Source organism: Vibrio coralliilyticus (assembly GCF_024449095.1).
Classification (GTDB): domain Bacteria; phylum Pseudomonadota; class Gammaproteobacteria; order Enterobacterales; family Vibrionaceae; genus Vibrio; species Vibrio coralliilyticus_A.
On the sequence record NZ_CP024627.1, the window covers coordinates 3,177,085 to 3,202,300 of the forward strand.

Consider the following 25,216-nt stretch of genomic DNA (forward strand, 5'->3'; position numbering starts at 1 on the left):
CAAGCTTCAGCACCAGATGCGACTTATTCTGTGTTCGTCTGTACTAACGCAGCAGCATTAAGCATGGCGTCTTTGGTACTCACATCAATAACTCGCATCTTTTTGAAACGCTCAGGTTCTTTGATTGCAACATCATGAGCAAATATCACCAATTTAGCCTTTTCGATGTCAGCGGGAGTAATTCGGTTGATGATGCCATTTGCTCCTTGGGTTTCGACCTTAATCTTAACCCCCACAGCACCTGCTGCTTTTTCCAAAGATTTCGCCGCCAGAAAAGTATGCGCTACCCCTGACGGACATGAAGTCACCGCAAGAATATCCGCTTCGCCCTCACCTATAACGGATGAATAAGCTGGCGACTGAGCAATAAGGCTCTCTCCTTCCACTACGTGTTTCTTCAAAGCAATGGCTATCAGAGCCGTTGTCATTGAGCCTGCAACCGTGCCCACAATATAGCCAACCTTGCCATCAACGACAGGTAACACAATCCAACCTCCCCATGGTGCATGGTTGGTCACGTGGAACATAAAACCCACCACATTTCCCACAACACCACCAGCCACAATCGCGGGGAGTACTCGCGCGGGATCGCCAGCGGCAAAAGGAATCGCGCCTTCACTGATCCCGATCATCCCCATGAGACCCGCCGCCTTTCCTGCTTCTCGTTCTTCACGTTTGAATTTATTCGGTGACAGGAAGGTTGCTAATGCCATGCCTAATGGCGGGGTACATATGGCAATACCCACTCCGCCCATCAGCCAAGGCTGGGTATGGACTTGGGTTTGGGCGAACAAGGTCGCGACTTTATTGATCGGCCCTCCCATATCAAAGGCGGTCATAGCCCCTAATACCGTACCTAACATCACCTTACCAGAACCTGCCATACCAGTGAGCACGTCATTCATTACCGTCATGGCTGTGGCAATGGGTGATCCTATCAGCCACATCACCGCCCCGCAGGTGACAAACGTACCAATCAACGGATAAATAAAAATGGAGCCAAGCGACATCATGCTGTCTGGCAACTGAATCTTCTTTAGCAACCAAACCACAAACCCGGCGAAAAAACCGACGACAATTGCCCCTAAAAAACCAGTATTGTAATGACTCACTGCGATCCAAGCGCCTATCATTCCAGGGGCCAAACCAGGCTTATCCGCTATAGAATAAGCGATGTAACCACCCAATACCGCTGTAAAGAGTGTGAGGCCAGCCATGCCCATCTCTGCAATATCAGCAAGAACACCTTCCTCGGGCACACCACCATGTCCGGATAACATCACCGAAAGGGAAAGCAGCACCCCACCCGCGACTATAAACGGGATCATATGAGAGGTACCAAACAACAGGTGCTCTTTGATACGACTGAGCTTTCGAGCCCATGGGCTCACAGGCACATACTCAGAAGAGCCTAATGCACTCTCATTAGCATTATTTTGAGTACCAGTTAGTAACTCTAGCGCCTCTGAGGCAGTATCAACCGCTTTGAGCTGCTCAACAAAACCATCTTCAATGATCTTGGTAGAAATTTGTGCCAATACTTCAATATGGTGGTGCTCGTCATTATTTGGCGATGCCAGCATAAAAAAAACATCTGATAGCTCACCGTCATCAGCACCGTAATCGATGCCTTTACGACTAATGCCCACAGCAACAGATGGCTGAACTACCGCATCGCTTTTGGCATGCGGAATGGCGATCCCCTCATCAAAGCCAGTATTGCCAATCTCCTCCCGCCGCCAAACATCAGAGAGGAACCTTTCTTTGCTCTCAAGTTTACCTGCAGCATCGAGCATGCCCACAAGCTCCTTGAGCACTTCCTCTTTGGTTTCGGCCTTAAGATCTAAGCAAATGGTCTCCGGCTTTATTAGGTTGGTTATGTCCATTATTGGTACCTTGAAACGCTCCACGCGGTATATACCCTAGCGACCCCGCTTCCCTCGATATACAGGACAGAAGGTGCATTTACTGGATTAATGTAACGTGAAATTTAAACTGTGATAGTGCTCTTGTGTTTATTGATATTAAATCAATTCCCCTCCAAAGCGCTGTGATAATATCCCCCAAAAATAGGTGGATAAACTATGAAAATCGTAGCGGTGACAGCGTGCCCTACAGGCATCGCTCATACTTATATGGCAGCGGATGCTCTCATCAAAGCAGCCCCAAAGTATAACGTACAGATTAAAGTTGAAACTCAAGGCGCGATGGGGATAGAAAACCAACTCACCCCCCATGATATTGATCAAGCGGATCGCGTATTGATTGTGTCCGATATTGATATTGAACAGCCCGGCCGTTTTGAAGGTTCCAACCAAGTTCAAATCTCAATCGAAAGTGTGTTACTTAATGTCGATAAAGTATTCCTAGTGCATTGCCGTGGCTAAGTCTGTTGATGAGCGAATACCAAATCACCTTTTTTGTCGACAATAGCAATGCCAGCGCCTACGTGAGCTTGCCCCTTAATCGGGTAGCCAAAAAGTTCAAAAGTACGTTACGTATCATCAATATCACGCAAAACCGCAGTGCTAACCTCACCAAGTCCGTTGCCATGTTGCAAGTGGGTCTTCAACATGGTGACCTTTGCCAGATCACCGCAAAGGGTATTGATGCGGAGCTAGCCTGTTTTGTCATCAAAGATATCATCGCGGAACACTTTACTGTGGTTGGCTCTCATATCGACTATCAGTTTTGCAGCCAACTAGCTGAACGCATACCCCAAATATGCCCACCCTGTGAGATCCAATGGTACTACGCCAAAGCCTACACTGAGCTCAATAAGTTCGAATGCCTCAAAGGATTAGCCCAGCTCATTCATCCACTCCAAGCCGATAAGCTCGTTCTCGACCTCATTAAGCGAGAGGAGCGCTCATCCACATGTGTCACACCTGGTATCGCTCTCCCCCATGTCATGTTTGCGGATGCAGAGCACCTTGCTGTCGCTGTTATTGCCAGTGAAGCACCAATAGATTGGGCGTCCAAAATGGGCAACGTCAATCTCGCCATAGCTCTGGTTATGCCAACCAAACCAACGCCTGAGCAAATCATGGCAGCAACCAACCTCACCCGTAATCTACTGACAGGCCAAGTCGCTGAGCGGTTGCTACTAACAAGAAGCAGTGTCGACTTACAAGCGCTACTTATGTACGCCATGTCAAGGTTACTTGTTTAATATTAACTAGATAGACGCGCGGTATTCTGTAGGTGTTTTGCCAGTTCGATTTTTAAACACACGACAAAAGTAATTCACATCTTTAAATCCACAGCGGATAGATACCTCATTCAGCTTAAAGTTATACTTCTTCAACATGAATTTAGCGCGATCGATCCTGACCCATGTAATGTAGTCCGCGAGTGTCATGTGCCCCTGCTGGCGGAACAAACGAGAGAGGTGGTTAGAGGAGATACTGAAACGTGATGCAATACTGACACGGGTAATTGGGCGATGAAAGTTCTCTTGAATATAGATACAAATCCCCTGATACAGATCCTGAACACGATTATGGGATTTCTTCTCAACTGGAGTGTCCAGCATACTCTTTGAATACTGCAGTAGTGCCTGTAGTAAAAGCTCATCCATGGGTTTCTTGTTGCTTTCACGAGCTAAAGCACTGAGTGCCTCTAGAATGTTATCAATAGCAAAGCCGGAACGAGTTTGAATACTATGCTTTTGGATATCGAAAAAGCTTGCTTCATTTTTTCGCTTACTGACTAGGCTAAAGCCCATTTGGCGGCGACCAAATAGAATGCTTAGCACAGAACAATCGGTATCCCAATCCGGCTTATTCCAGCAATTGGGAGGAATAAATATCGCGTCCCCTTGTTGAGCAATAACTTGAGTCACTTTGAGGTCATGACTCTCCATTTCATTAATATATTCCCCACTAAGAACCAATTCTAAACGAGGGAAATTAACCTGATAGCTAAATTCTGGCGGTGTATGAAAATCCCCCGCAAACCATATGTTATGAAATGGCTCTCGCTCATTTAATACCGATGAAATTAAGTCATTAAAAATCATTAGCTACACTCTACGCATAGGGTTCTATACACAAAGCTAATTCAAGATAACCCATGTTTGAATTAGTTCTGCCTACAGGTATACACCCTACCGGTCTTTTGTACTAATGAGCCATCTCACACTTTCATTTTAAGGTTACAAAAATCTAGAAAGTACACCAATCTTACAGTAAACGCTACGCCACAAACTGCCTAGAATATAATAATGTTAACGATCTTATTATTTGCTTTACAGATATCTCCACCATTAGGAAAGGTTACATATATACAGTTTTGTCCCTTTAGTATTTTTACCCCGGCCACTCGCTAATAAAAATGGCTTGGACAGATTGCCAAGCCATTTTCTTATATTGCTATCACAGCTTACTGCGGTTGAAGCGCCTGTAACTTATCGCCGGTCATAACAAAATGGAGTGTACCTCCGGCTTTAATTTCATCGTGCTTGAAGGTGAAGTTCTCACCCAGAGGCTGACCATTTATGGTGGCTGACTTGACGTATTTGTTATGAGGGCTGTTATTGTCCGCAATAATCTTAAACTCACCGCCTTTTACCGGAATGGTAATTTCGTCAAACAGTGGGCGGCCAATAGTGTAAGTTGGATCGGCTGGGGTCACTTGATAGAAGCCCATGGCGGACATCAGATACCAAGAACTCATTTGACCCACATCTTCGTTACCAATCAGTCCGGTCGGCTCAGTGGTGTACATCTCGGACATGATTTGGTCGAGATATTCCTGCGTCTTCCAAGGTTCATCGGTAAGCGCATACAGGTATGGGATATGATGCGATGGCTCATTGCCATGCATGTATTGACCAATGTAGCCCGTCAAATCAGGTAATTCTTCGCCAGTATTGGATGAACTGGCATTAAAGAGCTCATCCAAATCTTCACGGAAGGCTATCTCTGGAGTAGTGTCTTTACCTCGTATTGCATCCGCATTATAGATCTCTTCTTTTAAACGCTTGTAGTCATGCATCGGCTGAAACTTCCACTGCCATGCATTGCCCTCGGTATAGGCAAACTCGTCAACGTAATAAGGGTCAAACGGCAATAACGGGCATTGCGGTTTCATTTCGCCAGAACCGCTAGGGAACTCCACCAAAACACACTCATCCAATCTTTCCTCATCCACTGGCTGATAAAACTCGAGTGGTGGTTTGTTAGGTGATGTGCTGTCAGGATGGTTTTTCGCGCGTAAAAACCCCGTTCTTGGATCCCAATGGTTCAGCCAGTTTTCCGCCCGAGTTAAGAACTCGTTCTGCAGATCCGTATCACCCGCCATGCGGGCAATTTCTGACATCGCCCAGTCGCCATAAGCAAACTCTAGAGTATAAGAGGCGCTGTTCCAGTAACCGTGGTGGACAAAACCATTATCCTCGTACGCTTGTACCTGCACCACACTTGCCGCGCCGATATTGTTATCTTCGGTCCAGTCTGGGAACTCCTCCGGTTCGTGGTAACGAACGGTGAACTCTGCCGCTTCTTTGGCAAGCTGGGGGTCGACATCCAAGCCTTTTGCCATTGCGTCCGCAATGATAGAAACGGCGGGGAAGCCAATCATGGTGCCAGTGTAATGGCTGTGCAGCTCCCATTTGGGCAAAATTCCTCCATCTTGATACTTACGAATCAAGTCATTAGCAAATTCTTCGGCTCGCTCAGGATCTATGATGCTCTTTAGCGGGTGAGCGGCACGGAAAGTATCCCACATTGAGTAGACGGAATAGTTCGGTGTCTCTCCGGCATCTTTTTGAATACGGGTGCGCATCGCCGGATATTGACCGTCTACATCTTGGAAAATCATAGGGGCAATCGAGGCATGATAAAGCGCGGTGTAGAAGATTTCTTTCTGATCTTCTGAGCCACCCGAAACTATCATTCTACTCAGCTCTTGGTGCCACGCATCGTTGGCTTTTTCACGTGCCATATCAAAAGAGACACCTTGTGCTTCAGCTTCTAAGTTCTTTTGAGCCCCCTCTACACCGGTTGGGGACAAGCCGACTTGAATTTCAAGCGGTACCGATGAAGGCGCAAAATCTAAATAGGCGATGGTTTTGGTGGCATCTATATTGTCATTTTCAACATCAATTTCAGTCTCTACGCCATCCACCATCGCCATTGCCTTGACGATAGGCTGATTGAACCTTGCATAGAAGTAGACATGCTGGTTGTTTGCCCAACCATTTGAGCTACGCATGCCGCGAATGGTGTAAGCGTCAATGAACTCAAGGTCGCCATTCATCGTTCGGTTATCAAAATGGCCCTTGTTAAGGGTGTGGTCAAGGTCGAACTTGATACGTGGAATTGTGCCTTGTTTAAACGTGTAGCGATGAAAGCCAACACGTTGAGTCGTTGTCAGCTCAGCTTGGATTTTGCCTTCGTTTAGCTCCACAGCGTAATATCCAGCTGCTGCAGTTTCGTTTTTCTTATCGAAAGTGTTGTAAACCGCATTTTCTTTCTCGGTAAAGGGCAAAACGAGGATATCTCCAAGATCGGTAATTCCGGTGCCTGAGAGGTGAGTGTGAGAGAAACCGTAAACAGGAATTTCAGTCAGCTCACCATGATCAAAGTAACCCGCGGCTGATCCCCAGCCTTCCATCTCAGTATCAGGGGAAAGTTGAACCAAGCCATAAGGCACGACCGCGCCAGGAAAGGTGTGGCCATCAGCTCCGGTACCTATCATTGGGTTGACATATTGAGTCAGAGTGGTGTCTAAAACCGTGCCGGAGCCGCTGCTGTCCTCTTCGGGATTACAGCCAGCGAGCCCCAACATCACAGCGATGATTGCAGTAGAGACGAGCGTTCTTTTTAGTTTCATGTTTCTATTCCATAGTGATTAAAGTGTCTACAGAAAGAGAGGGGCTGGCTTGCCCCTCTTTTTGCGATTGTGGAGAGGCTGGATTACTGTGCTTGCATCGCTTCAGATTGATCGGATGTCATCACGAAGTGCAGTTCACCACCGTCCCTAAGCTCGTTGTGGGCAAAAGTAAAATTTTCCCCAAGAGGCTGACCATTGATGGTGGCTGACTTGACGTAGATATTCTCGTCACTGTTGTTTTCCGCCGTAATAGTGAACTGACCGCCATCAACAGGGATCACCGCTTTATCAAATAGCGGGCGTCCGATAGTGTAAGTCGCATCACCTGGCGTCACTTGGTAAAAACCCAAAGCGGACATCACATACCAAGCCGACATCTGACCGACATCTTCATTGCCAATCAAGCCATCGTGGGTCGGGTGATAAAACGTGTTCATGGCTTGATCAATGACCTCTTGGGTCTTCCATGGCTGTGCCGTCCAGTTGTAGAGATAAGGCACATGGTGATCGGGCTCATTACCCATCACAAATTGGCCAATGTAGCCCGACATGTCGTGAGATTGGCTGGTATCTGCATTTGGATCCGCATTGAACAAGGCGTTCAAATTGGTCAAAAATGCCGCTTTGCCTTTTGGTGTGACATCTTCAGGTAACGAGAAGTCATCACGTTCAATGAATTCGCCCGCCATGACATTAGCTAAACCATTGAGGTTGTGCGGTGCAAACCAAGTCCACTGCCAGCTATTGCCTTCGGTGAAGTCTTCACCACGGTGCTCGGCGCGATATGGCCAGAACGTGTCGTAAGGCTTGAGATCCGCGCGGTCTTTACACTGGTCGTAATCCATATGATCTGGAATCGCGAGCGCCAGATTGTCATCCAGACATTGTACTTTCAGGTTATTTGCCCACTCCTTCGAGCCATTATTGAGATAGACGGGGCGCATAAATCCAGTCACACCCAAGGCATTGCCATCGGGATCTTGCAGCTTACCGTAGTAGGTTGGATTGAAATCGAAGTAGTTTTTGAACGACTCTGAACGTGCCATATAACGTTGATACTGGGCATCATCACCCGCCAGCTTGGCAATTTGCGCGATACACCAGTCGTAGTACGCATTTTCTAAACCATAAGAAACAGACTCGCTGACCAGTTCATCGTACTTATCCATTTTCAAACCATCGACATAGCCTGGCTTATCGCCCGCATCAGCGGCCCACTTCGTATTAGCTGGAATAAAGCCATTGTCTTCTTGGTACTCATTGTGGCGGGTCATGATGGTGAAACGTTTGTCACCATTCCATGCGTCTTGGTAAGGAACCCAAGTTTCGGTTTTGTTCAGGTCAAAATTCACCGACTCTTCAGCTGCTTGCAGCGCCAAATCAAACTCTTCGGCTGAAAAAGCGTCAGGGTATTTCACCATGACATCAGCAATCACAGCCATAGCAGGATGACCGACCATCTCCCCTGTATAATCTGAGTGCAGTTCCCACTTAGGCAGTACGCCGCCAGTGCGGTATTTATTCAAGAGGTCACGGACATGTTCGATGGCACGCTCTTTATCTACGATGGTTTTCAACGGTTGAGCAGCGCGGAAGGTATCCCACATCGAATAGACAGAATAATTCACCACGCCCTCTTTCGCTTGGTGAACTTTGCCATCCATACCACGGTACTTTCCATCCACGTCTTGGTAGACAAATGGCGCGATGAAAGTGCGATACAAAGAAGTATAAAAGAGGGTTTTATCTGCCTGATTACTCCCCTCCAATTCAAAATCACCCAACACGTTTTGCCATGCAGTACGGTTTTTGGCGACCACACGCTCAAAATCCCAGCCATTAGTATCTGCGGCTAAGTTTTTCAGTGCACCGTCCACTCCCGTTCCAGACACAGCGACCTTGACCACTAGCGCCTCGTCACCCTTACCAAAGTTCAAATGCGTCATTACATCATTGGCCATCCGAGCCAAACGCTCCGGATCGGGTTCCGGCTCGCCCGGAACGGACTCATGCTCAGCGTACCCTCGGTAGTCTTCTAACCCCACCTCAGTAGCGTCCGTCTCTGTCAGCTCCGTTTCTAAGACCAACTTTGAATACAAGTTTTCCTCAACGATAGGCTCGGAAAACTCAGCAGCAAAGAAGACAGTTTGCCACTGTCCCCACTCATTAGAAGTACGGGCACCGACCACGGTAGTATCATTGACCCTTTTGTAATAGATATTGCGCGAATGGTTGCCGTACTGTTCTAGCAACTCATGCTGCAGATCAATGCGGATTTTTCGGTCTTCTCCGGGCTCGAAGGTATAGCGCTGGAATGCCACACGATCTGTGGCCGAAAGTTCAGCTTTAACACCCGTCTCCACCAGATCCACGGCGTAGTAACCCACTTCCGCCACTTCAGAGGCTTTATCCATCGTTACTGGGTCAGTGTCGAACCCGGTGTAAGGTAAAAAGGCAAAATCGTTTAAATCCCCTTTACCCGCACCAGAGATATGGGTCATGGAAAAGCCAGACAGCAAATCGTGTACTGGGTCATACTCCACGGGTGACCCTTTACCCTCCCACCCTGTCGGGTCAAAGTTATCCGGTGAGGGCTGGATCATCCCCTCAGGCATCACGGGGGAAGGGTTTACATTGCCTAAGCCCTCGGTACCAATCAAGGTATCAACGTATGCCAGAGTGGGGGTAGCAGTCACATCAAATCCGGATTCGTCATCGCTGTTACAAGCAGCCAGACTAAACACAGCACTGAGCACTGCGATTGAGAGAAGTGTTTTCTTAAATTGCATGGTTATTGTCCAAGATTGAGTTTGCACACAAAAAAGGGAGCACTGAGCCCCCTTAGAAATGATTACTCGCCAAGATTGGCTTTCATTGCCTGAGACTTGTCACCCGTCATGACGAAATGGAGTTCGCCACCCGCTTTGAATTCGCTGTGCTGGAAGGTGTTGTACTTATCTAAAGGCTTACCGTTAATGGTCACCTCTTTGATGTACATGTTGTCTGGGCCGTTATTTTCCGCTGTCACTGTAAAGGTACCCAAGCCGATATCTACGGTGGCTTTGTCGAAAATAGGTCGGCCTATGCTGTAGGTGGGATCCGTAGGGGAAATTTGGTAAAAACCGAGGGCAGACATTAAGTACCAAGCGGACATTTGGCCAACATCCTCATTGCCGATAATGCCATCCGGAGTAGGCTTGTAGAACTCATCATAGACCTGATCCAGATACTCCTGCGCCTTGTACGATTCTTCCGTACGGTTGTAGAGATAAATCACGTGGTGCGATGGCTCGTTACCATGAATGTACTGACCTATGTAACCGGTCATATCTTGATGGGCATCACCGCCATTAGGATCAGCATTAAACAGGTTGTTGAGTTTATCGTTTAAACCTGACGTGCCCCCCATGATCTCGGTTAGCTTGTCCAAGTCCTGCATAAAGGTCCATTGCCATTGCCAGGCATTGCCTTCGGTGTAGTAATAAGCATCTGATAGATAAGGGTCAAAATCGGCAGAGGCATATTTCAGCTCACATGGATCAACGCCACCCTTTTTCAGCTCGGTAGGTACAAAGAAACCTGTGCCATCGGCATTACCGGCATCAGCATCCCAATGGTTAAGCGAGTAATAGGAACGCGCTTTAAACTCTTCGTAGCCGTCCATATCGCCTGCGGCTTTGGCCATTTCGGCAATGGTCCAATCGTAGAAGGAGTACTCCAACGAGTATGAGACTGAGTTCCAATTCGGATACCGAACACACTGTTCATCTTCGTGATAGCTCAATTGACCAGCCATCACTGAACTTAAAATATCATCGTGGATCTGCGGATATTCATCTGGAGCGTAACGTGCAGACTTCACCGAGGCGGAATACGCCGCTTCAGCATCAACTAAGCCTTTGGTCACTGCATCACCCAAGATCGCAGCCGCGGGATAACCAATCATGGTGCCCGTTTCTGAGCCGTGCCCTTCCCATTTAGGCACTAACCCAAATTCCTGATTGGATTTGCGAATTAAATCTTTGGCGTACAAAGTCGCTTGTTTAGGATCGATAATGGTCCACATCGGGTGAACAGCACGGAACGTATCCCAAGTGGAGTAGATAGAGTAGTTAGGGGTATCCCCTGCTTCCAACTGACGCAAACCGCCCAACATATCCACATACTGCCCATCGACATCATAGAACTCTATCGGGGCGATCATCATGTGATACATACCGGTGTAGAAGTTGGTTTTCTCTGCGTCACTGCCTCCTTCTAGCTTGATTTTGGCTAACTTTTCAGCCCATGCATACTCTGCGTCTTCTTTCGTTTGCGCAAAATCAAACTCTGGCACTTCGGCTTCTAAGTTCTTCTGTGCGCCTTGCCAGCTCACTGGTGAGATACCCACTCGAATCTCAATAGCTTCATCACCCGCGCCAAAATTTAGATAGGCGGTTAGGTCGTCACCTTCGTAAACCGAACTCTGAGCCATCGGTTGAGTAGGCAAACTGTCACTTTCGCCCAACATTGCCCTAGCAATTGGCTGACTAAATTTGGCATAGAAGAAGATATCGTGACCTTGATGATCTTGGCCTTGGAACCAACCAGTGGATTTTTTGCTACCGCGAAGAGTGTAGTCATCCACCACTTCCAGCTTGTTGTTGAGTGATTCACCGTTATTGTTCAAAAGGGTATGGCCTAAATCGAACTTAACGTTTCGCTCAGCACCTTCAGCAAAGACATATCGGTGTAAACCAACGCGCTTGGTTGCGCTCAGCTCAACCTCAATTTGGCCTTGGTTTAGCTTAGTTTTGTAGTAGCCCGCGCTTGCTTCTTCATTGACTTTGTCAAAGGAGTTTATCTGGGTATCGGCTAAATCAGCATAAGGTAAAACTAGGATATCACCCAAGTCGGTGGCACCTGTGCCAGAGAGATGAGTATGGGAGAAACCGTAAAGTGGCATATCAGTATCGACTATTTCACCGGTTTCGTAATTTGATGAATCCCAATAACCAGAAGCTGAATGCCAAGGGTTCATGCCAGATTCATGGTCCGTTTCAGAGCCAATAAACGTATCGGGGGACAACTGTACCATGCCTGCCGGAACTGTCGCTCCGGGAAAGGTATGCCCCGATGCCGCGGTGCCAATCATTGGATCAACATACTCCAACACTGTCAGATCAACAGGCTGTTTATCTCTGGTGTCATTGTCACTGTTACAGCCGACTAACCCGCCAGAAAGGCCGACTAGAATGGCGAGTGAAAGTAAACTACGTCTATACATGTACTTACCGTATTATCGTTATATTTAGTAGGGAGGAGAGCCCTTTGGGGGAAAGGGCTCTTAATTAGGAGCTTAACGTTATGGATGCTTATGAATTAATCAGTGTTGCTGCCTTGCGCATAGCCTCTTTGGTTGAACATTCCACCACCTTGGCGTTTGCAAAACGGTGAACATCTTTCACTTGGATATCATGAGCCAGAATAACCAGCTTCGCATTGGCAACATCTAGGTCAGTAATACGGTTCTGAATGCCGTTCTGACCTTGGGTTTCAACCTTGATTTTAATGCCAGCCGCGGCGCCTGCTTTTTCCAGTGCTTTTGCCGCCATAAAGGTATGTGCAACGCCTGAAGGACAGCACGTTACCGCCACAATGTCATACTCGCCTTCGCCAGCTACAGGTGCAGGTTTTGCCTGAACAGGCTCAGCCTCTTGTGTGTCGTCTTCTGATTCTTCAGCAACAGGCTTCCAGAAACCGACAATCAGAGCAGTGGTCATGGAACCTAATGCGATACCGACAACGTACATTGGAATATTGCTAGATACAGGCGCAGTAATCAGGCCTCCCCATGGGGCATGCAGCAATACGTCGGTTAAGAAGCCAAATACACAGCCAACAACACCACCCACTACAATCGAAGGCAGAACTCGAACAGGGTCATTTGCGGCAAATGGAATGGCACCTTCCGATATACCGATTGAGCCCATGATTGCTGCCGCTTTACCCGCTTCTTGCTCTTGCTTGGTGAATTTTTTCTTAAATAGGAAGGTAGCAAGTGCCATACCCAGTGGTGGTGTACAAATAGCGATACCAACGCCACCCATTAGCCAAGGCTGAGTATCCACCTGAGTTTGAGCGAACAGTGTTGCCACTTTGTTGATTGGGCCGCCCATATCAAAGGCTGTCATCGCACCCAGAATCGTTCCCAGCACTACTTTTGATGCCCCAGCCATTGAAGCCAAGAACTCATTCATTGACGCCATGAAAACCTTAATAGGTTCACCTATCCCCCACAGCACAATACCCGCCGAGATCAGTGTGCCAAGAAGAGGGTAAATAAAGTACGCACCCAACGCGGTCATGTTGGTAGAAAGCGGTATCTTCTTAAGCTGAAGTACGACACCGCCAGCAAGGAAGCCCGCCACGATGCAGCCAAGAAAGCCACCGCCCATATCTGCCATAATGCCAGAAGCGATCATCGCTGGTGCTAATGCCGGTTTATCTGCAATTGAGTAACCGATAAAACCACCAAGAATAATAGGAAACAGCACCAAACCTTTAATACCGATATTAGAAATATCAGCTAATAGGCCGTCTGCTGGCACCGCACCTTTACCTGATGCCATTACTGCAAGAGCGAGTAGTACACCACCAGCCACAATAAAGGGCAACATATGTGAAGTGCCATATAAAAGATGGCCTTTCATCGTAGTTAATATTTTTTTATAGTCACTACTATTATTTTCTTGAGCTATAATTGCCGTCATAATTTCACGCCTTAAGAATTAATTAAAACATTTAATATTTGTTGTTCGTCTTGTGCGTTATGAATTTCTCCAATAAATTCTTCGCTAAACTTGCCAAATAGTTCTTGGAGGACATAGATATGATGATCTGCACCATTATCAGGAGAAGCGATCATAAAAAAGACTGTTGGTTCAACACCTTCTTCATCAGCGTAATCAATACCTTCACGCTTGACACCAACCGCAATAGCAGGGTTAACCACCGCTTTACTTTTGGAATGGGGATAAGCAATACCATCCATTGACGTCACGCTTAATGATTCACGTGCTTCAATATCAGATAAAAAATTCTCTTTACTATTAATGTTGCCATTTTCAAATAGCATGCTGGAAAGCTCTTCAAAAACTTCTTTTTTATTGTTGGCCTGAAGGTTTCCTTTAATTAAATTGACGTTAGTTAGTTCTGTAATCATTATTTAACTCATTGGTTCTGGAGTAATGAGTTAAATTTAAAGAATGTCGGATATTTCTTAAATAGCAAAAAAAAACCAATAACTATATTTTTGTATCACTTAAACTCTATTGTGAGCAATGTCATAAGGCTCAAAATAGGCATGGGAAAAATGATAGGGCTATCACAAACCTCGACCCTTCGCTAATAACCAGAGGTCGAGTGGAATCATTGTTGGGGAGAACAAAACCAGAAAATGGCCATGTATAGATTGGTAAAGCGTCAGCGCTATAGACCACACAGTTTAAAGCTGCTTGGTTTTATAGTGACCAAGAAAGAGGTCACTAAGCCAAGGCTTAGTCCTCGGAGATGGTGGACTCGAAGTACTCAAACTCTGGTAGCGGCGCACCTGAAGATCGTAATGATTGCGTTTCATTAACTGGGAAAGTTGTCCCTCTGAAAGGAGTATTCAAAAATAGTTCGGGTAAGTCACTTAAGCTGAACAGCGTCTTCGTATTAGTAAATTCTTCACATGGAATTTTCCACTCGTTAGACAGTAATTCTAATACCTGAACCATTTGCTGTTGCGAAGAGAAGAAGAGATAAGATCCGCCAATGGAATGATAGCGAGACACTATAGTTTTGGCCACGTCCTGATAGCCACAACTGTCGAATTTATGAAACAATTCAATCACTTTTCTTTTAGAGTTAAAACGAGCACACAATCCATCTTCACTATGCCCAATTCGCACTTCGGTTTCTTCATCCGGCTGGCGCTTTAACCCAGTAAAAGAAAGTAAAATTAGCCCACCCGCACCAGCCAGAATCATAGGGCCTGCCACTGATACTGCAAAAATGCACACGATGGCACCAAACCACGCTGCCACTTGAGAGGCACTATTCACCCAACGGGGCATATTACGCCGCTTATTTACCACTAACCCTCTATCTGAAAGTGTATAGTCATAACGATAGTCAAGGCCAAACGTTAAGTAACATACACCTGACATCAATATGGATAGACCAATCATCATGACATTTAAAAATACCTCGTCACGATCAAATAACACATAAGTGAGAATAAAAAGAGGAATAAGAGGAACCAGTCCGTAACACAAGTACAAATAACGAAAAGACTCTTCAATATCGTATTTATGCCAACTTATCTGATTGCGACCAGAGGCAATCTCCTGCTCTTGCTGCTTTTGCTTCTCCGCAAACTCTTCTGGAGTTATATAAAAAGGTAAATAAGCCAAGGGTTACTCCCCAGCGGTCAGTGGCTGGTTTTGTAGTTTTGTAATTTCTTCTTTAGTACGAAATTTTCCCTGATAAAGGTACTTCCAGTCTGGAAGGGGCGCTTTTTTTTGCTTCAATAGATCGACCTCTGACTTCTGATAAAACATCGTTCGCGAGGGTATCTTTAGCAATGGTTCAGGCCTACCACCATCTAATCCAAAAAGAGACTTAGGGTTACTGATTTCACAACACTCTAGCTGATGACACTGACTCAGCGTATTAACAACCTGCCTCATTTCTTCAACCGTTTTAAAGAAGAGGTAACTACCACTTCGGCTCTGACTACGAACGACTTCAGTCTTAGCAACATCTTCATATTCACAATGATCACACTTATGATAGAGAACTATCACTTTGCGTTGAGTATTGTAATAAGCAAATAACCAGTCTTCACTATGACCAATTCGTACCTCTGCTTTATCATCCGGCTGGCGCTTTAACCCAGTAAAAGAAAGTAAAATCAGCCCACCCGCACCAGCAAGAATCATAGGGCCTGCAACTGATACTGCAAAAATGCACACAATGGCACCAAACCACGCTGCCACTTGAGAGGCACTATTCACCCAACGGGGAATATTACGCCGCTTTTTCACAACCAAGCCTAGTTCCGAGAGCTGGTAATCGTAGCGATAATCAAGACCAAAGAGTAAATAACAATAGCCATAGCCAAACACCAAAAGAACAAGGGAACCAAAACCCATAAAGGCATCTTTGCCACTAGCAAGCCAAAAATAACCCAGCATCACCGACAACAAAGAAATTGGTACGAGGCTCATCAATATATTGTGATATCTATTTGGCTCCTCAATATCGTATTTATACCAACTTATCTGATTGCGACCAGAGGCTATCTCCTGTTCTTGCTGCTTTTGCTTCTCCGCAAACTCTTCTGGAGTTATATAAAAGGGTAAATAAGCCAAAGGTTACTCCTATAACACGGTTTCGCCTTGCGTATCGCTTAGCGTCTGAATGATGACCGCTTGTTTGCTGCTCTCTGAAATCACACTGTAAGAAGCGGTTTGTTTAATCGCATGTTGCAACCAGTAGTGCCGCTCCCCTTCCTCGCTTGGGTAGCTGATTTGCAATGCCAAATACTGCATATTGTCACTGACTGGTAGCGTCACACTGTACACGCTTTTACCTTGGGTCGCACTGGCGGCTAAGCTCTCTAGCTCCGCATTTGGGTACCAGCGCCCAGCGGTGAGCTCTTCTGCACTGGCTTGGGTATTGGTGCGCAGTTTTACCCCTTGCTTAGCCACCGAATTAGGCACTTGAATATGCACTTCAACACCTACCAACGTTTTATGAGTATACCTATTGAAGGCTTGCACTTGCTCGATCGGCTTATGATATATCATAGGCTGCTGAACAATACTGTGCAGCTCAAATAAGGCTTCTTGAACCAGTTGACTATCCTGCTGTTCCCGCTCTGCTAGTGTCGCGGCCTGGCTCCAGCGCACCCGTTCAGGGTGATAACCCCAAGGTAAGCGATCAAGCCACTTCTGAAAGTCATCTTGCTTGATATTATTAAGAGTTAAATTGATCAGAATACTTACCCCCGTTAGCACTGCAATAAATGCCATAGTAGGGCCACCAAACATCAAGTTCACAGACAGTGATCCACTCAAACCACCAATCATTTGGCCAAGGCCAACTAAAGTCAGGCCTGATAAGGATAGGGTATTAGCAATATGTAACTGTTTTTCAACACCATAACTTTGATCTATTTTCTGGAATGAACGGTAAGCTTCAATTCCAGAAGCTAACATACCAAAGCTTGCAGTGATGGCTAACCATTTGTTAAACAACTTCAGATCATCTAAAACTAAACCCGAAAATCTATCATTGTTAGCCACTAAAACGCGTAGTGCGTTTAATGAAGAGCCTCTCAATTTTTCACTGGATCTAACATTATTCCATAACGTCCCTGTCCGTATCCCAGTCCATGCTGCTGCGACATAAAACAGCTTTTGTTGCACATCAAGGAAGTCATCCTCTGACATCAGCCCGGTTTCTTCAATCGTAATGATTGCATCCCCGAGCGCGATAGCGTTAAAGAGAAAGGCCAGAAAACCTAAGCCCCCGACATTTTCAAACAAGGTATGCAGGTTTTTGACTTGATTGCTCAAGATCTTGCGCTGCAACTCTAATGTGCGCTGCACTAGGTTACCTTCCAGCACAATCCGCTGCGGGTACCCCAAGGCATTGGCATTGACCACTTTTTGTAGGTGACGTTTTTTGTCCAGCAAGGCTTGGCGCTGCTTGCTTGATACCTTATTACTGCGTTGGGCAGCAAGCTCTTGGTTGACCAGTTTTAACTCTTTGTGAGATTGATTCATACGCTCACGCCAATCTGCAAACTTGGCCGCATAGTCATTAGGTATAGTCACAGCAGTGGCATGGGCGACGATTTCAGCGAAGGCAGCACGCCAGTGGAAATGGTGGCGCTGCATGGGCTTAGAAAGCGTAGCCATCAGTAGCGAAGAGGCCTGAGCACTATAGCTCAATGAAAACTCAGCCACACCCCGCATTGCCGCGCTCGCCGCGGCCTTAAAGATCTCATCCAACTTCTGGAAGCCTTGTGCAAGCTCTTTGAGTATCGTGGTTTCTGAACTGTTGGGGTTAGACATAAAGTCGACGATTTTGGCATACATGCCAGTGCGATTGCTCCACGCCGATACATGCTCCATGATGCCTTCTTGAGATTCACTATTGACCTCAAGTGGGGACGGTAACGCCCCTTCCAGCTTTTTATAGATGCTTCGGCTGAAGCCCGCTGTATAAAGTGGCAACATACTGGTGGGTTTTGACCACTGACTTTCCGCCCAGCCTCTATCGTCTTCTTCTATCACCAAACTGAAAGACTCGACTGCTTCAAGGTGAAGCTGGCTAAGGCTCCATTGCGTCTCTTCGCTGTATAAATCGAATATCTGCTCAAGGTGGTGTGGCGACAATGCTTCCAGTGCCGCGATAAAATCCTGCTTAGCGGCTACAACCTGAGCTAACATCGCGTCCTTCTGCTCAGATAACGCTTGCATTTCACTGAGCATTTGTTGCCAATTCAGCTGCCTACGCCAGCGATCCGTAGCTATCCACTGCTCGTAGCGACCAAATTGTGAGGCTGAAATACCAAATTCTTTTTGAATCGACTCCGCCACTAACGTGGTCTGGTGTTGGTAATAGTCAATATCCCCTTGTGAAAACGTCGAAGGCATTCCTTTTACGATAGGACCTTGCGATTGCTGGGTGAGCTCCAACATACCAAGATTGTCATAATACTCCCCCATCTTTTGATAAAACTCGAGTTGCTGACTCTTGCTTCTAACGCGGTAGGGAAAATCGATCTTGTCGCTGGCCCCAAACAAGCACAATTGCATCGCCGTCTGCATCAATTGCCATTGGCTGGCGTATTGCTCGGTAAACAGCCGATAAGGGCTAGCAATGCTGGCAAAATGGATCGCCATATCTCGAACATCTGCGGCATGATCTGTGACCGCGATAAAATAAGCCGCCTCATCTTCAGGTAACGCACCAGTGATGTCGCTTTCAACCGCAACTGGCTTGATAGTGCTAGAGGCATCATCGGCCATCGTTACCACGCAGGACTGTGCAAAGCGCCCATCTTCTATGGCAGATGCTTCAATGTCAGCCACCTCGGTGAGGTTCTCAATCGGGCTGATATGACGCTGGTGGTCATTAGGCATAAGCACGACGGTTTGCATCCGACCAATGTGGGAGCTTGCATTGTCCAGAACCTTTAAGTACATGGTCCATGTCCAACGGTGCTCTGAAAAGCACAGTGACAGCACACTGTCCTCAGAATAACTGAGGAAGGGAGAAGTTTTTTGAGGGCTACCCCGCTGCGATGATTGTGGGTCTTCACTTTCACTTAGTTTGTAATAGGTGAATTGAGCACCTTTCACCTCATACTCATCCAGCGTTTTTTGTTTGGCATCGTAGACATACAGCCAGCCATCTCTTAGCTGTCTTAGGGTGTAACTGAGTGTGTTCAACCGTGCAGGCCCTTGACCGCGCCAATGTTCCGGCAGGCCAAATGATTGTGTGTCTTCAGACTCTAACTGGTCCAAGGCGTAGCGCACGGGAACAAAGTGAGCGGGCGCCGCTTCGCTTGATGTTTTTGGCTTGGTAAACTTGCGCGGCTCCGGCTCTTTTTGGACAGGCGGCTCAATTTTTTCCGTACCCCCTTCCCAGAACATACTGTGCTTAGGCGGAGAGCCTGCAACATCATCAGATGGATTCTCGGATACCTCAGCGAACGACAACAAATTGCCATCCGCTTCATAGGCAGCCGTCGCCTCTTCACAAGAATAGGCATGGTCAACCCAAAACATTGACGTTTTAGGGGGTAGTGGCAGGCTTTTACTCATCTTTTTACTCTGTCATTGGAACAAGGCTAACCTCAAGGCTGGAGCGCAAACCAAGCAAAAAGTACGCCCACTTTAATATTCTAATATATTCAAAAGGTTAGAGTTTTTTACGTCTCATCAATTACGAAAAATTGGAAAATCTTCCAATTTCTTGTGTTCAGCCTTCAATTTTTGGTTGTCGTCTTATTCACTTTAAACGGTTCAATTCAAAGCTATCGCTTAAAACAAAGGCTCTAAGTACATCGCCTTAAAGCCTTTATTAAAACCGTTGAATTGCTATGCCGACTGAATGGGCTCTTGGTGCACCGCAGCACTGAAGCGATACAACACCGTAAGCCCCGGCAATGTCGCTATCGCCACATAAACCCCGACATAGGCAGAACTGAACGACATCGCTTCTGTCACAATCAGCGGCGTCAAACCACCAAAAATAGACAAGGCAATGTTGTAACCAATACCTAAGCTGGTGGTTTGGTTAGCGGATTGCTGCCATAGGAGTGCGGCGAGGTTACCTAAAATAATCGCGGCTAAAGCACTGATCCCCAACACTGCTAACGCTTGCCAGATGAATTCACTGGAACCAAGCAGTGCAAACAAAGGTACCGCAGCAAACAGCATAAACAGCGCTCCGACTTTAAATGCTTGTTGTGGTGAGGAACTTTTGTCTACGATGAAAGAAAATACGAACAACAATACAACCAACACTGACGAGTTGATCAGCGCCAGGTTCTCAATACCCATTGCTTTACCCAAGATACCACTGGCTAGGTTCTGCACATAAAACACCACCGCACCGAGAATCGAGATACAAAACACTTTGGCCACAATCTGACGACTAGACTTACTCGCCATGGCTTCAGCTTTCGGTAACTCTGGTAGAGACAAGCGTAAATACAAGCTTACGATAATATTTGCGACACCCACTAGCAGCGGTACTCGCCAGCCCCAAGCGCTCATCTCTTCCGCCGTTAAATAGTGTTCTAAGCCTGCTACGATAAGGAGAGAAATGATGACACCGACAATGGAACTCGCAACAATCAAACTGCTCACACGTGAGCGTTCTGATTTCTTCGCATCGTAGAGAAGGTAGTTAATTAACGTTGGGTATTCGCCACCAAAGCTAAAGGCCTGAATCATCTGGAAGAATAAAAACACCACCACCACATACTGGCCAACAGTATCCACAGGGACAAACGCCATCGAGACAGTTGCTAAGCCAGTCAGAAGGTTACAAAAAACCAGCGCACGCTTACGGCCATATTTGTCGGCGTAACGACCTATCACGACGCCACCAAAAGGCCGAATCAAAAAACGTAGGGCAAAGACGCCCCATACCACCAGCTCTGAGTGCTCAATGCCTTGGGTGGCAAATAGCTGGGAAATGTACATAGATATCGATGCGAATACAGCGATATCATAAAACTCCATGGCATTACCAAGGACAGCACTGGTGCGCTGTTTCCAGGTGAGTGACATTCTGTTTTACTCCTCTATAAGTTCTAATTGATTTCCATCGGGGTCTGAACAGAAAAAGTAACGGAAACGACCTAGCCTAGCGTTGTAAATATTAGTGATGTTGGTGACTTCCGATAATTTTCTATGAAAGGCTTCAAGATCATTCACACGTAAAGCGAAATGGGTGATGCCCACTCTTTTTAACGCGATCAATGATTCAGGAACTGGGGCTGAAACGTCCCCACAAAAATGAAAAAGCTCGATTCTCGAGCCTTGGTTTTCCAACATATGAATGGTGACCTGCTCATCCCGATAACGTCGTTCAAGCTGGTAACCAAACAATGCATAGAAATCTTGGCTGGCAACCAAGTCGCTGACTGTTAGCGATACGTGATGAAACTGTCCAGACATGCGACGGTCACTCCGTGTTCCACCAGTTTTCTAAAAAATACCGAATCGGGCTGATTCTCACAGCCAAGTTTGCACTTGATGGTATAGATTCGGTGCGCTTCTTCCGCTTCTTGACAGCCGCGAAGTACAGCCACTTCTTGAAAGGTTTTCATCTCAAGAAAGTAACGTACGCTGGTCAGTTCATCGTGTGTCAGCGTCAGGTTACCAAACACATACGGTTTTTCTTCGGCATAATTCGACTGAGCGGTATTAGTGACTGACAAACTATCAATCGGAATCTGGATCGGTTTGTCACTCCAACACTCAAGAGCAAGATGATTAACCTTAGGACGGAACGCAATCGCTTGACTGACCACGTCACAGGGTAAAGGCGTGATAGGCAAAGAAATCGAAAGGATGTCGTATTGCGAACCTTGGTTGGTGACTATATCGACGCGATTATGGCTCGCTTGCGCTGATTCACGGAAGTTTTGGGCGCCTTGGCTATTCCACAAGTTAATACCTGGTTTTAAGCGTGAATGCAGGTTCTTATATAACTCGTCACCCCAATAGGCTAGATGCCATGAGTAGTTGGTCGAGACCGTCTTAACTTGCTCAAGTTGTGTATCCACCCGAGAAAAAGACACCGTCTGATCAACCCCCATATATTCGACATAGCGTTTGAATACATGGCACATCGCTTCCATATCAGCGTTACGTACATCCATGGTTTGTTAACGTTATCAGTAAAAAACAATATGCGCATCATACCTTATGCATTGGGTTTTACTACCAAAAAAGCACTGACTTCGACTCACTAACACTAATTAAGATAAAAACAGATAAATCATATAACAACCCAATGGCGGCACCACTCAATACTGATATTAATATCAATTAAAACAATGATGTAGACGTATGGAGGGATAATGTACATCAGCACTTTTTATTAATGACAGCTATCTGTTTAATCGCGCCATAATCCAAAAAAATGGTTAATCACTATCCCCTAACGAAGCAAATCGGATGTTAAGAATGATTCAGCATGAGTCTGAGTGTTGAAATATATTCGTAACCTCACCTTAATATTCCAAAAATAGACTCGCGGCTTTTGATAACCAATACCGACGAGTCACGATGATAATTCGCAAGCATACTGCCCCTCTCCTTTTACCCCTCGCCCTACTGTCAGGTTGTGAAGACGAAGAAGCGAAAATAGACCCAACACCCTCAGGTCGATGGGTAACCGGTGATATGCACATCCACTCCACTGCGTCTGACGGTCATAACTTAATTACATCTGTGCTGGATATTGGCTACAACAAGTACGGAATGGACTATTTAATTTCGACCGATCATGGTGGCTTTAAGAGTTTTGAAATCTCATCAGACAATATGTGGCGTATGGCTCGCCGAGGCTCATTTATCGTAGACTGGAAAGATCAGCAAGAGCCTCACAACCACGACTACGCCAAAGACAACTTTGAACACGCCAAGCACGAACGTGAGTATGCGTTTAACTCCAATATCATGCTGGAGCATCTGAACAATTATCGTCAACAGGAACTAGCTAGCGATAAGCTGCTATTAAAGGGTATGGAATGGACCGCCCCATACGTGGATGAGCATACCACGCTGTTTATTGATGAGGGCTATCATACTTCCGCAGAACTCAACAGCTTCCATAACCACTACTTTAAGGGCAACCCGAATGACCAATCCGAGGGTGGAGCCGACAAGCAAAATATGCTGGACGGCGTAGCATACTTGCAACAAAACCACCCAACAAACAGTTTCTTCACGTTAAACCACCCATCTCGAAAGCATGAGTATCGTATTGAGATTATCCGTGAAATGTTAGCCACAGGCCCCGATGTCTTTGCTGGTATGGAAGGAGCACCTGGACACCAACGTAATCCTGAGGCGCGAGGCTCATATGAAATGGTCACGCCGATCATGATGACTAATACCCAAGGTGAACACTACAAAGCCTACCATGGTACAACTTATGGCGGTTTTGATTATATGACAGCGAAAGTGGGCGGAGCATGGGACGCTTTATTATCAGAAGGTCATCAGTTCTCGATTTTCGTCGGCAGTGACTTTCATAGCATGCTCAAAGACTTTTGGCCCGGCGAGTACAGCAAAACCCACTTGTACCTCACTGAAGAATCTCCACAAGGTATTATTAACGCAATTAAAAGCGGTAAATCTTTTGCTACACATGGTGACCTGATCACCGACCTAGATTTCCATATGACTCAAAATGGCAAAAAAGTTGAGATGGGCCGAAGCCAAGCCATTGATCATACTCTGCCAGCAACGGTAAATATTCAATTCACCATGCCAGACAAGAACCATAACGGCGATGATGTAAACGTAGAGTTCGTCGATGTCATTATGGGTACGATTACCAATCAGGTATTGCTACCCGGTGATGAAATGTATGACCAGCCATACACAGATCTGGCCAAAGTCATCCAGAGCTTCGAAAGCGGAACCGAAAGCTGGTTAAGAGAAGGCAATACAGTATCACTGAGCTTTACAATCCCCGCACAAGATAATCCTTATTATTTGCGCCTGCGAGGTTCAAACACGCCAAAAGGTACGGAAAATTACGTAGATGAGCAAGGTAATCCAATCTCTGATCTCCATAAGGATCAATCAGATATTGCCGCGATGGCTTGGAAAGACTTGTGGTTCTACTCTAACCCGATTTACGTTAACCAACCTGCAAGAGACTGACCTAGGCGTTAAAAACCGATCAAGGTCACTTTGCCTTGTGCCATATCTTCAAGCTGACAAGAAAAGTCGACCCTCTTGTCAGCTTCTTTGCTGTATAAGGCCTCAAGCTTTTCAAATGCGGAAGGTATAAAACTGACATTTTTCAATCTCAGGCTTTTACGTGAATTACTATCCAGAAACGCCAGTGCAGACTTCTCCAATACCTGTTGGCAAGTATCGAGAATATCTTTACTCACCAATTTACTATGAATGGCGCGTTGGAGATCTTGCTTGCTGATGGCTGAATTACTGCGAGAGAAAACACAAATCGCATAGATGTCGAGAATAGCCACCGCGCGCGGCCTTTGCGTTTCGCCATCCTCGTACACGGCAAGCAGGCAAGGGATTTTGCTTTCATCGAACGACTGCTGACGAATATTATTCAACACTAAGCGGTCACTCACCTCTCGCTTCATCAGCTTTTCCAACTGAGACAATTTAGGCAGCGCGAGCTCTTTTTGCACATCGTTAATGTTTTCCAATGCCCGCTCGCTTTCTTCTGCCCCCTGAACCAACGGCAAAAGTTTGCGATGCAGCTCTTTATCATCGAAAGGTTTAGACAGTACAAAACTGGCGCCAGCCGCCTTGGCTTGATTGATTTGCAACTGATCATCAACAGTGGTGATCATGCCCATCTTGATGTCCAACCCCAGCTTTTTGATTTCTTGAATTAAGGTCAACCCTGTCATGTCCGGCATATACCAATCGGTGAGCACAATCTCTGGTTGCCATTGCTTAGCTTGCTCTAAGGCATCCAGAGCACTGTCTGTTTTCTGGATCGACAAACGGCGATAACCAAAATTTTCCAGCGCTCGCCGAACAATTTCTAATGTGGCTTTACTGTCATCGACAATCAGGATCTTCACAAATCGCATTCTACTCTA

General features: G+C 46.2%; 16 protein-coding genes and 2 pseudogenes. 3 read left to right on the plus strand and 15 right to left on the minus strand.

Annotated features, from left to right (window positions below; all coding sequences use genetic code 11):
• Positions 1-23 precede the first annotated feature (23 nt).
• Together CTT30_RS15020 and CTT30_RS23430 are read right to left on the minus strand one after the other, a co-directional pair.
• Positions 24-1,400: pseudogene (locus CTT30_RS15020) on the minus strand (PTS fructose transporter subunit IIBC); the annotation flags it as partial.
• A gap of 80 nt (positions 1,401-1,480) precedes the next feature.
• A pseudogene (locus CTT30_RS23430) lies at positions 1,481-1,886 on the minus strand (PTS sugar transporter subunit IIA); the annotation flags it as partial.
• A 198-nt stretch (positions 1,887-2,084) separates the two neighbouring features.
• On the opposite strand from CTT30_RS23430, the gene CTT30_RS15025 reads away from it, so the two are divergent.
• Positions 2,085-2,387, plus strand: a complete 303-nt coding sequence (locus CTT30_RS15025; protein ID WP_252035531.1) for a PTS fructose transporter subunit IIB — start codon at positions 2,085-2,087, stop codon at positions 2,385-2,387.
• A gap of 8 nt (positions 2,388-2,395) precedes the next feature.
• Positions 2,396-3,172: a PTS sugar transporter subunit IIA gene (locus CTT30_RS15030; RefSeq protein ID WP_239869781.1), complete on the plus strand. Its 777-nt coding sequence runs from the start codon at positions 2,396-2,398 to the stop codon at positions 3,170-3,172.
• Between the two features lie 6 nt (positions 3,173-3,178).
• Here the strand turns inward: CTT30_RS15030 and CTT30_RS15035 are convergent, their stop codons facing one another.
• The 12 genes from CTT30_RS15035 to CTT30_RS15090 form a co-directional block, all read right to left on the minus strand.
• The gene (locus CTT30_RS15035; RefSeq protein WP_239869783.1) at positions 3,179-4,021 is read right to left on the minus strand and encodes a helix-turn-helix transcriptional regulator; all 843 of its coding nucleotides are present in this window, start codon (positions 4,019-4,021) and stop codon (positions 3,179-3,181) included.
• 362 nt (positions 4,022-4,383) lie between these two features.
• On the minus strand, positions 4,384-6,837 hold the full coding sequence (locus CTT30_RS15040) for a GH92 family glycosyl hydrolase (protein ID WP_252035532.1): 2,454 nt from the start codon (positions 6,835-6,837) through the stop codon (positions 4,384-4,386).
• Between the two features lie 83 nt (positions 6,838-6,920).
• On the minus strand, positions 6,921-9,626 hold the full coding sequence (locus CTT30_RS15045; RefSeq protein WP_252035534.1) for a GH92 family glycosyl hydrolase: 2,706 nt from the start codon (positions 9,624-9,626) through the stop codon (positions 6,921-6,923).
• A gap of 62 nt (positions 9,627-9,688) precedes the next feature.
• Positions 9,689-12,103: a GH92 family glycosyl hydrolase gene (locus tag CTT30_RS15050; RefSeq protein WP_252035536.1), complete on the minus strand. Its 2,415-nt coding sequence runs from the start codon at positions 12,101-12,103 to the stop codon at positions 9,689-9,691.
• A gap of 88 nt (positions 12,104-12,191) precedes the next feature.
• Positions 12,192-13,589, minus strand: a complete 1,398-nt coding sequence (locus CTT30_RS15055) for a PTS fructose transporter subunit IIBC (RefSeq protein WP_252035538.1) — start codon at positions 13,587-13,589, stop codon at positions 12,192-12,194.
• A gap of 11 nt (positions 13,590-13,600) precedes the next feature.
• Positions 13,601-14,041 (minus strand): PTS sugar transporter subunit IIA, encoded by a 441-nt coding sequence (locus CTT30_RS15060; protein ID WP_239838714.1) that lies wholly within the window; start codon positions 14,039-14,041, stop codon positions 13,601-13,603.
• 334 nt (positions 14,042-14,375) lie between these two features.
• Entirely contained in the window at positions 14,376-15,275 is a 900-nt protein-coding gene (locus CTT30_RS15065) for an immunity protein TsiV2 protein (RefSeq protein ID WP_252035539.1), read from the minus strand.
• 3 nt (positions 15,276-15,278) lie between these two features.
• Entirely contained in the window at positions 15,279-16,235 is a 957-nt protein-coding gene (locus CTT30_RS15070) for an immunity protein TsiV2 protein (protein WP_252035540.1), read from the minus strand.
• 9 nt (positions 16,236-16,244) lie between these two features.
• A complete protein-coding gene (locus CTT30_RS15075; protein ID WP_252035541.1) occupies positions 16,245-19,703 on the minus strand; it encodes a T6SS effector BTH_I2691 family protein in 3,459 nt (1,152 codons plus the stop codon).
• A gap of 276 nt (positions 19,704-19,979) precedes the next feature.
• The gene (locus CTT30_RS15080) at positions 19,980-21,179 is read right to left on the minus strand and encodes an MFS transporter (protein ID WP_252035543.1); all 1,200 of its coding nucleotides are present in this window, start codon (positions 21,177-21,179) and stop codon (positions 19,980-19,982) included.
• 6 nt (positions 21,180-21,185) lie between these two features.
• Positions 21,186-21,569 carry a VOC family protein gene (locus tag CTT30_RS15085; RefSeq protein WP_252035544.1) on the minus strand — a complete coding sequence of 128 codons (384 nt, stop codon included), beginning with the start codon at positions 21,567-21,569 and terminating at the stop codon, positions 21,186-21,188.
• Positions 21,539-22,276 carry a hypothetical protein gene (locus CTT30_RS15090; protein WP_252035546.1) on the minus strand — a complete coding sequence of 246 codons (738 nt, stop codon included), beginning with the start codon at positions 22,274-22,276 and terminating at the stop codon, positions 21,539-21,541. The genes CTT30_RS15085 and CTT30_RS15090 overlap by 31 nt, the downstream gene beginning before the upstream one ends.
• 409 nt (positions 22,277-22,685) lie before the next feature.
• Here CTT30_RS15090 and CTT30_RS15095 point away from each other — a divergent pair, with 409 nt between their 5' ends.
• Positions 22,686-24,293 carry a hypothetical protein gene (locus CTT30_RS15095; protein WP_252035548.1) on the plus strand — a complete coding sequence of 536 codons (1,608 nt, stop codon included), beginning with the start codon at positions 22,686-22,688 and terminating at the stop codon, positions 24,291-24,293.
• Positions 24,294-24,301: 8 nt separating this feature from the next.
• Here CTT30_RS15095 and CTT30_RS15100 read toward each other — a convergent pair whose 3' ends face one another.
• Positions 24,302-25,198 (minus strand): response regulator, encoded by an 897-nt coding sequence (locus tag CTT30_RS15100; protein ID WP_239838774.1) that lies wholly within the window; start codon positions 25,196-25,198, stop codon positions 24,302-24,304.
• Positions 25,199-25,216: the final 18 nt, after the last annotated feature.

What these genes read in the sequence shown, in the direction of transcription:
- CTT30_RS15025 (WP_252035531.1), top strand. Translation starts at nt 2,085, where the DNA reads ATGAAAATCGTAGCGGTGACAGCGTGCCCTACAGGCATCGCTCATACT.
- CTT30_RS15030 (WP_239869781.1), top strand. Translation starts at nt 2,396, where the DNA reads ATGAGCGAATACCAAATCACCTTTTTTGTCGACAATAGCAATGCCAGC.
- CTT30_RS15035 (WP_239869783.1), bottom strand. Translation starts at nt 4,021, where the DNA reads ATGATTTTTAATGACTTAATTTCATCGGTATTAAATGAGCGAGAGCCA.
- CTT30_RS15040 (WP_252035532.1), bottom strand. Translation starts at nt 6,837, where the DNA reads ATGAAACTAAAAAGAACGCTCGTCTCTACTGCAATCATCGCTGTGATG.
- CTT30_RS15045 (WP_252035534.1), bottom strand. Translation starts at nt 9,626, where the DNA reads ATGCAATTTAAGAAAACACTTCTCTCAATCGCAGTGCTCAGTGCTGTG.
- CTT30_RS15050 (WP_252035536.1), bottom strand. Translation starts at nt 12,103, where the DNA reads ATGTATAGACGTAGTTTACTTTCACTCGCCATTCTAGTCGGCCTTTCT.
- CTT30_RS15055 (WP_252035538.1), bottom strand. Translation starts at nt 13,589, where the DNA reads ATGACGGCAATTATAGCTCAAGAAAATAATAGTAGTGACTATAAAAAA.
- CTT30_RS15060 (WP_239838714.1), bottom strand. Translation starts at nt 14,041, where the DNA reads ATGATTACAGAACTAACTAACGTCAATTTAATTAAAGGAAACCTTCAG.
- CTT30_RS15075 (WP_252035541.1), bottom strand. Translation starts at nt 19,703, where the DNA reads ATGAGTAAAAGCCTGCCACTACCCCCTAAAACGTCAATGTTTTGGGTT.
- CTT30_RS15080 (WP_252035543.1), bottom strand. Translation starts at nt 21,179, where the DNA reads ATGTCACTCACCTGGAAACAGCGCACCAGTGCTGTCCTTGGTAATGCC.
- CTT30_RS15085 (WP_252035544.1), bottom strand. Translation starts at nt 21,569, where the DNA reads ATGTCTGGACAGTTTCATCACGTATCGCTAACAGTCAGCGACTTGGTT.
- CTT30_RS15090 (WP_252035546.1), bottom strand. Translation starts at nt 22,276, where the DNA reads ATGGATGTACGTAACGCTGATATGGAAGCGATGTGCCATGTATTCAAA.
- CTT30_RS15095 (WP_252035548.1), top strand. Translation starts at nt 22,686, where the DNA reads ATGATAATTCGCAAGCATACTGCCCCTCTCCTTTTACCCCTCGCCCTA.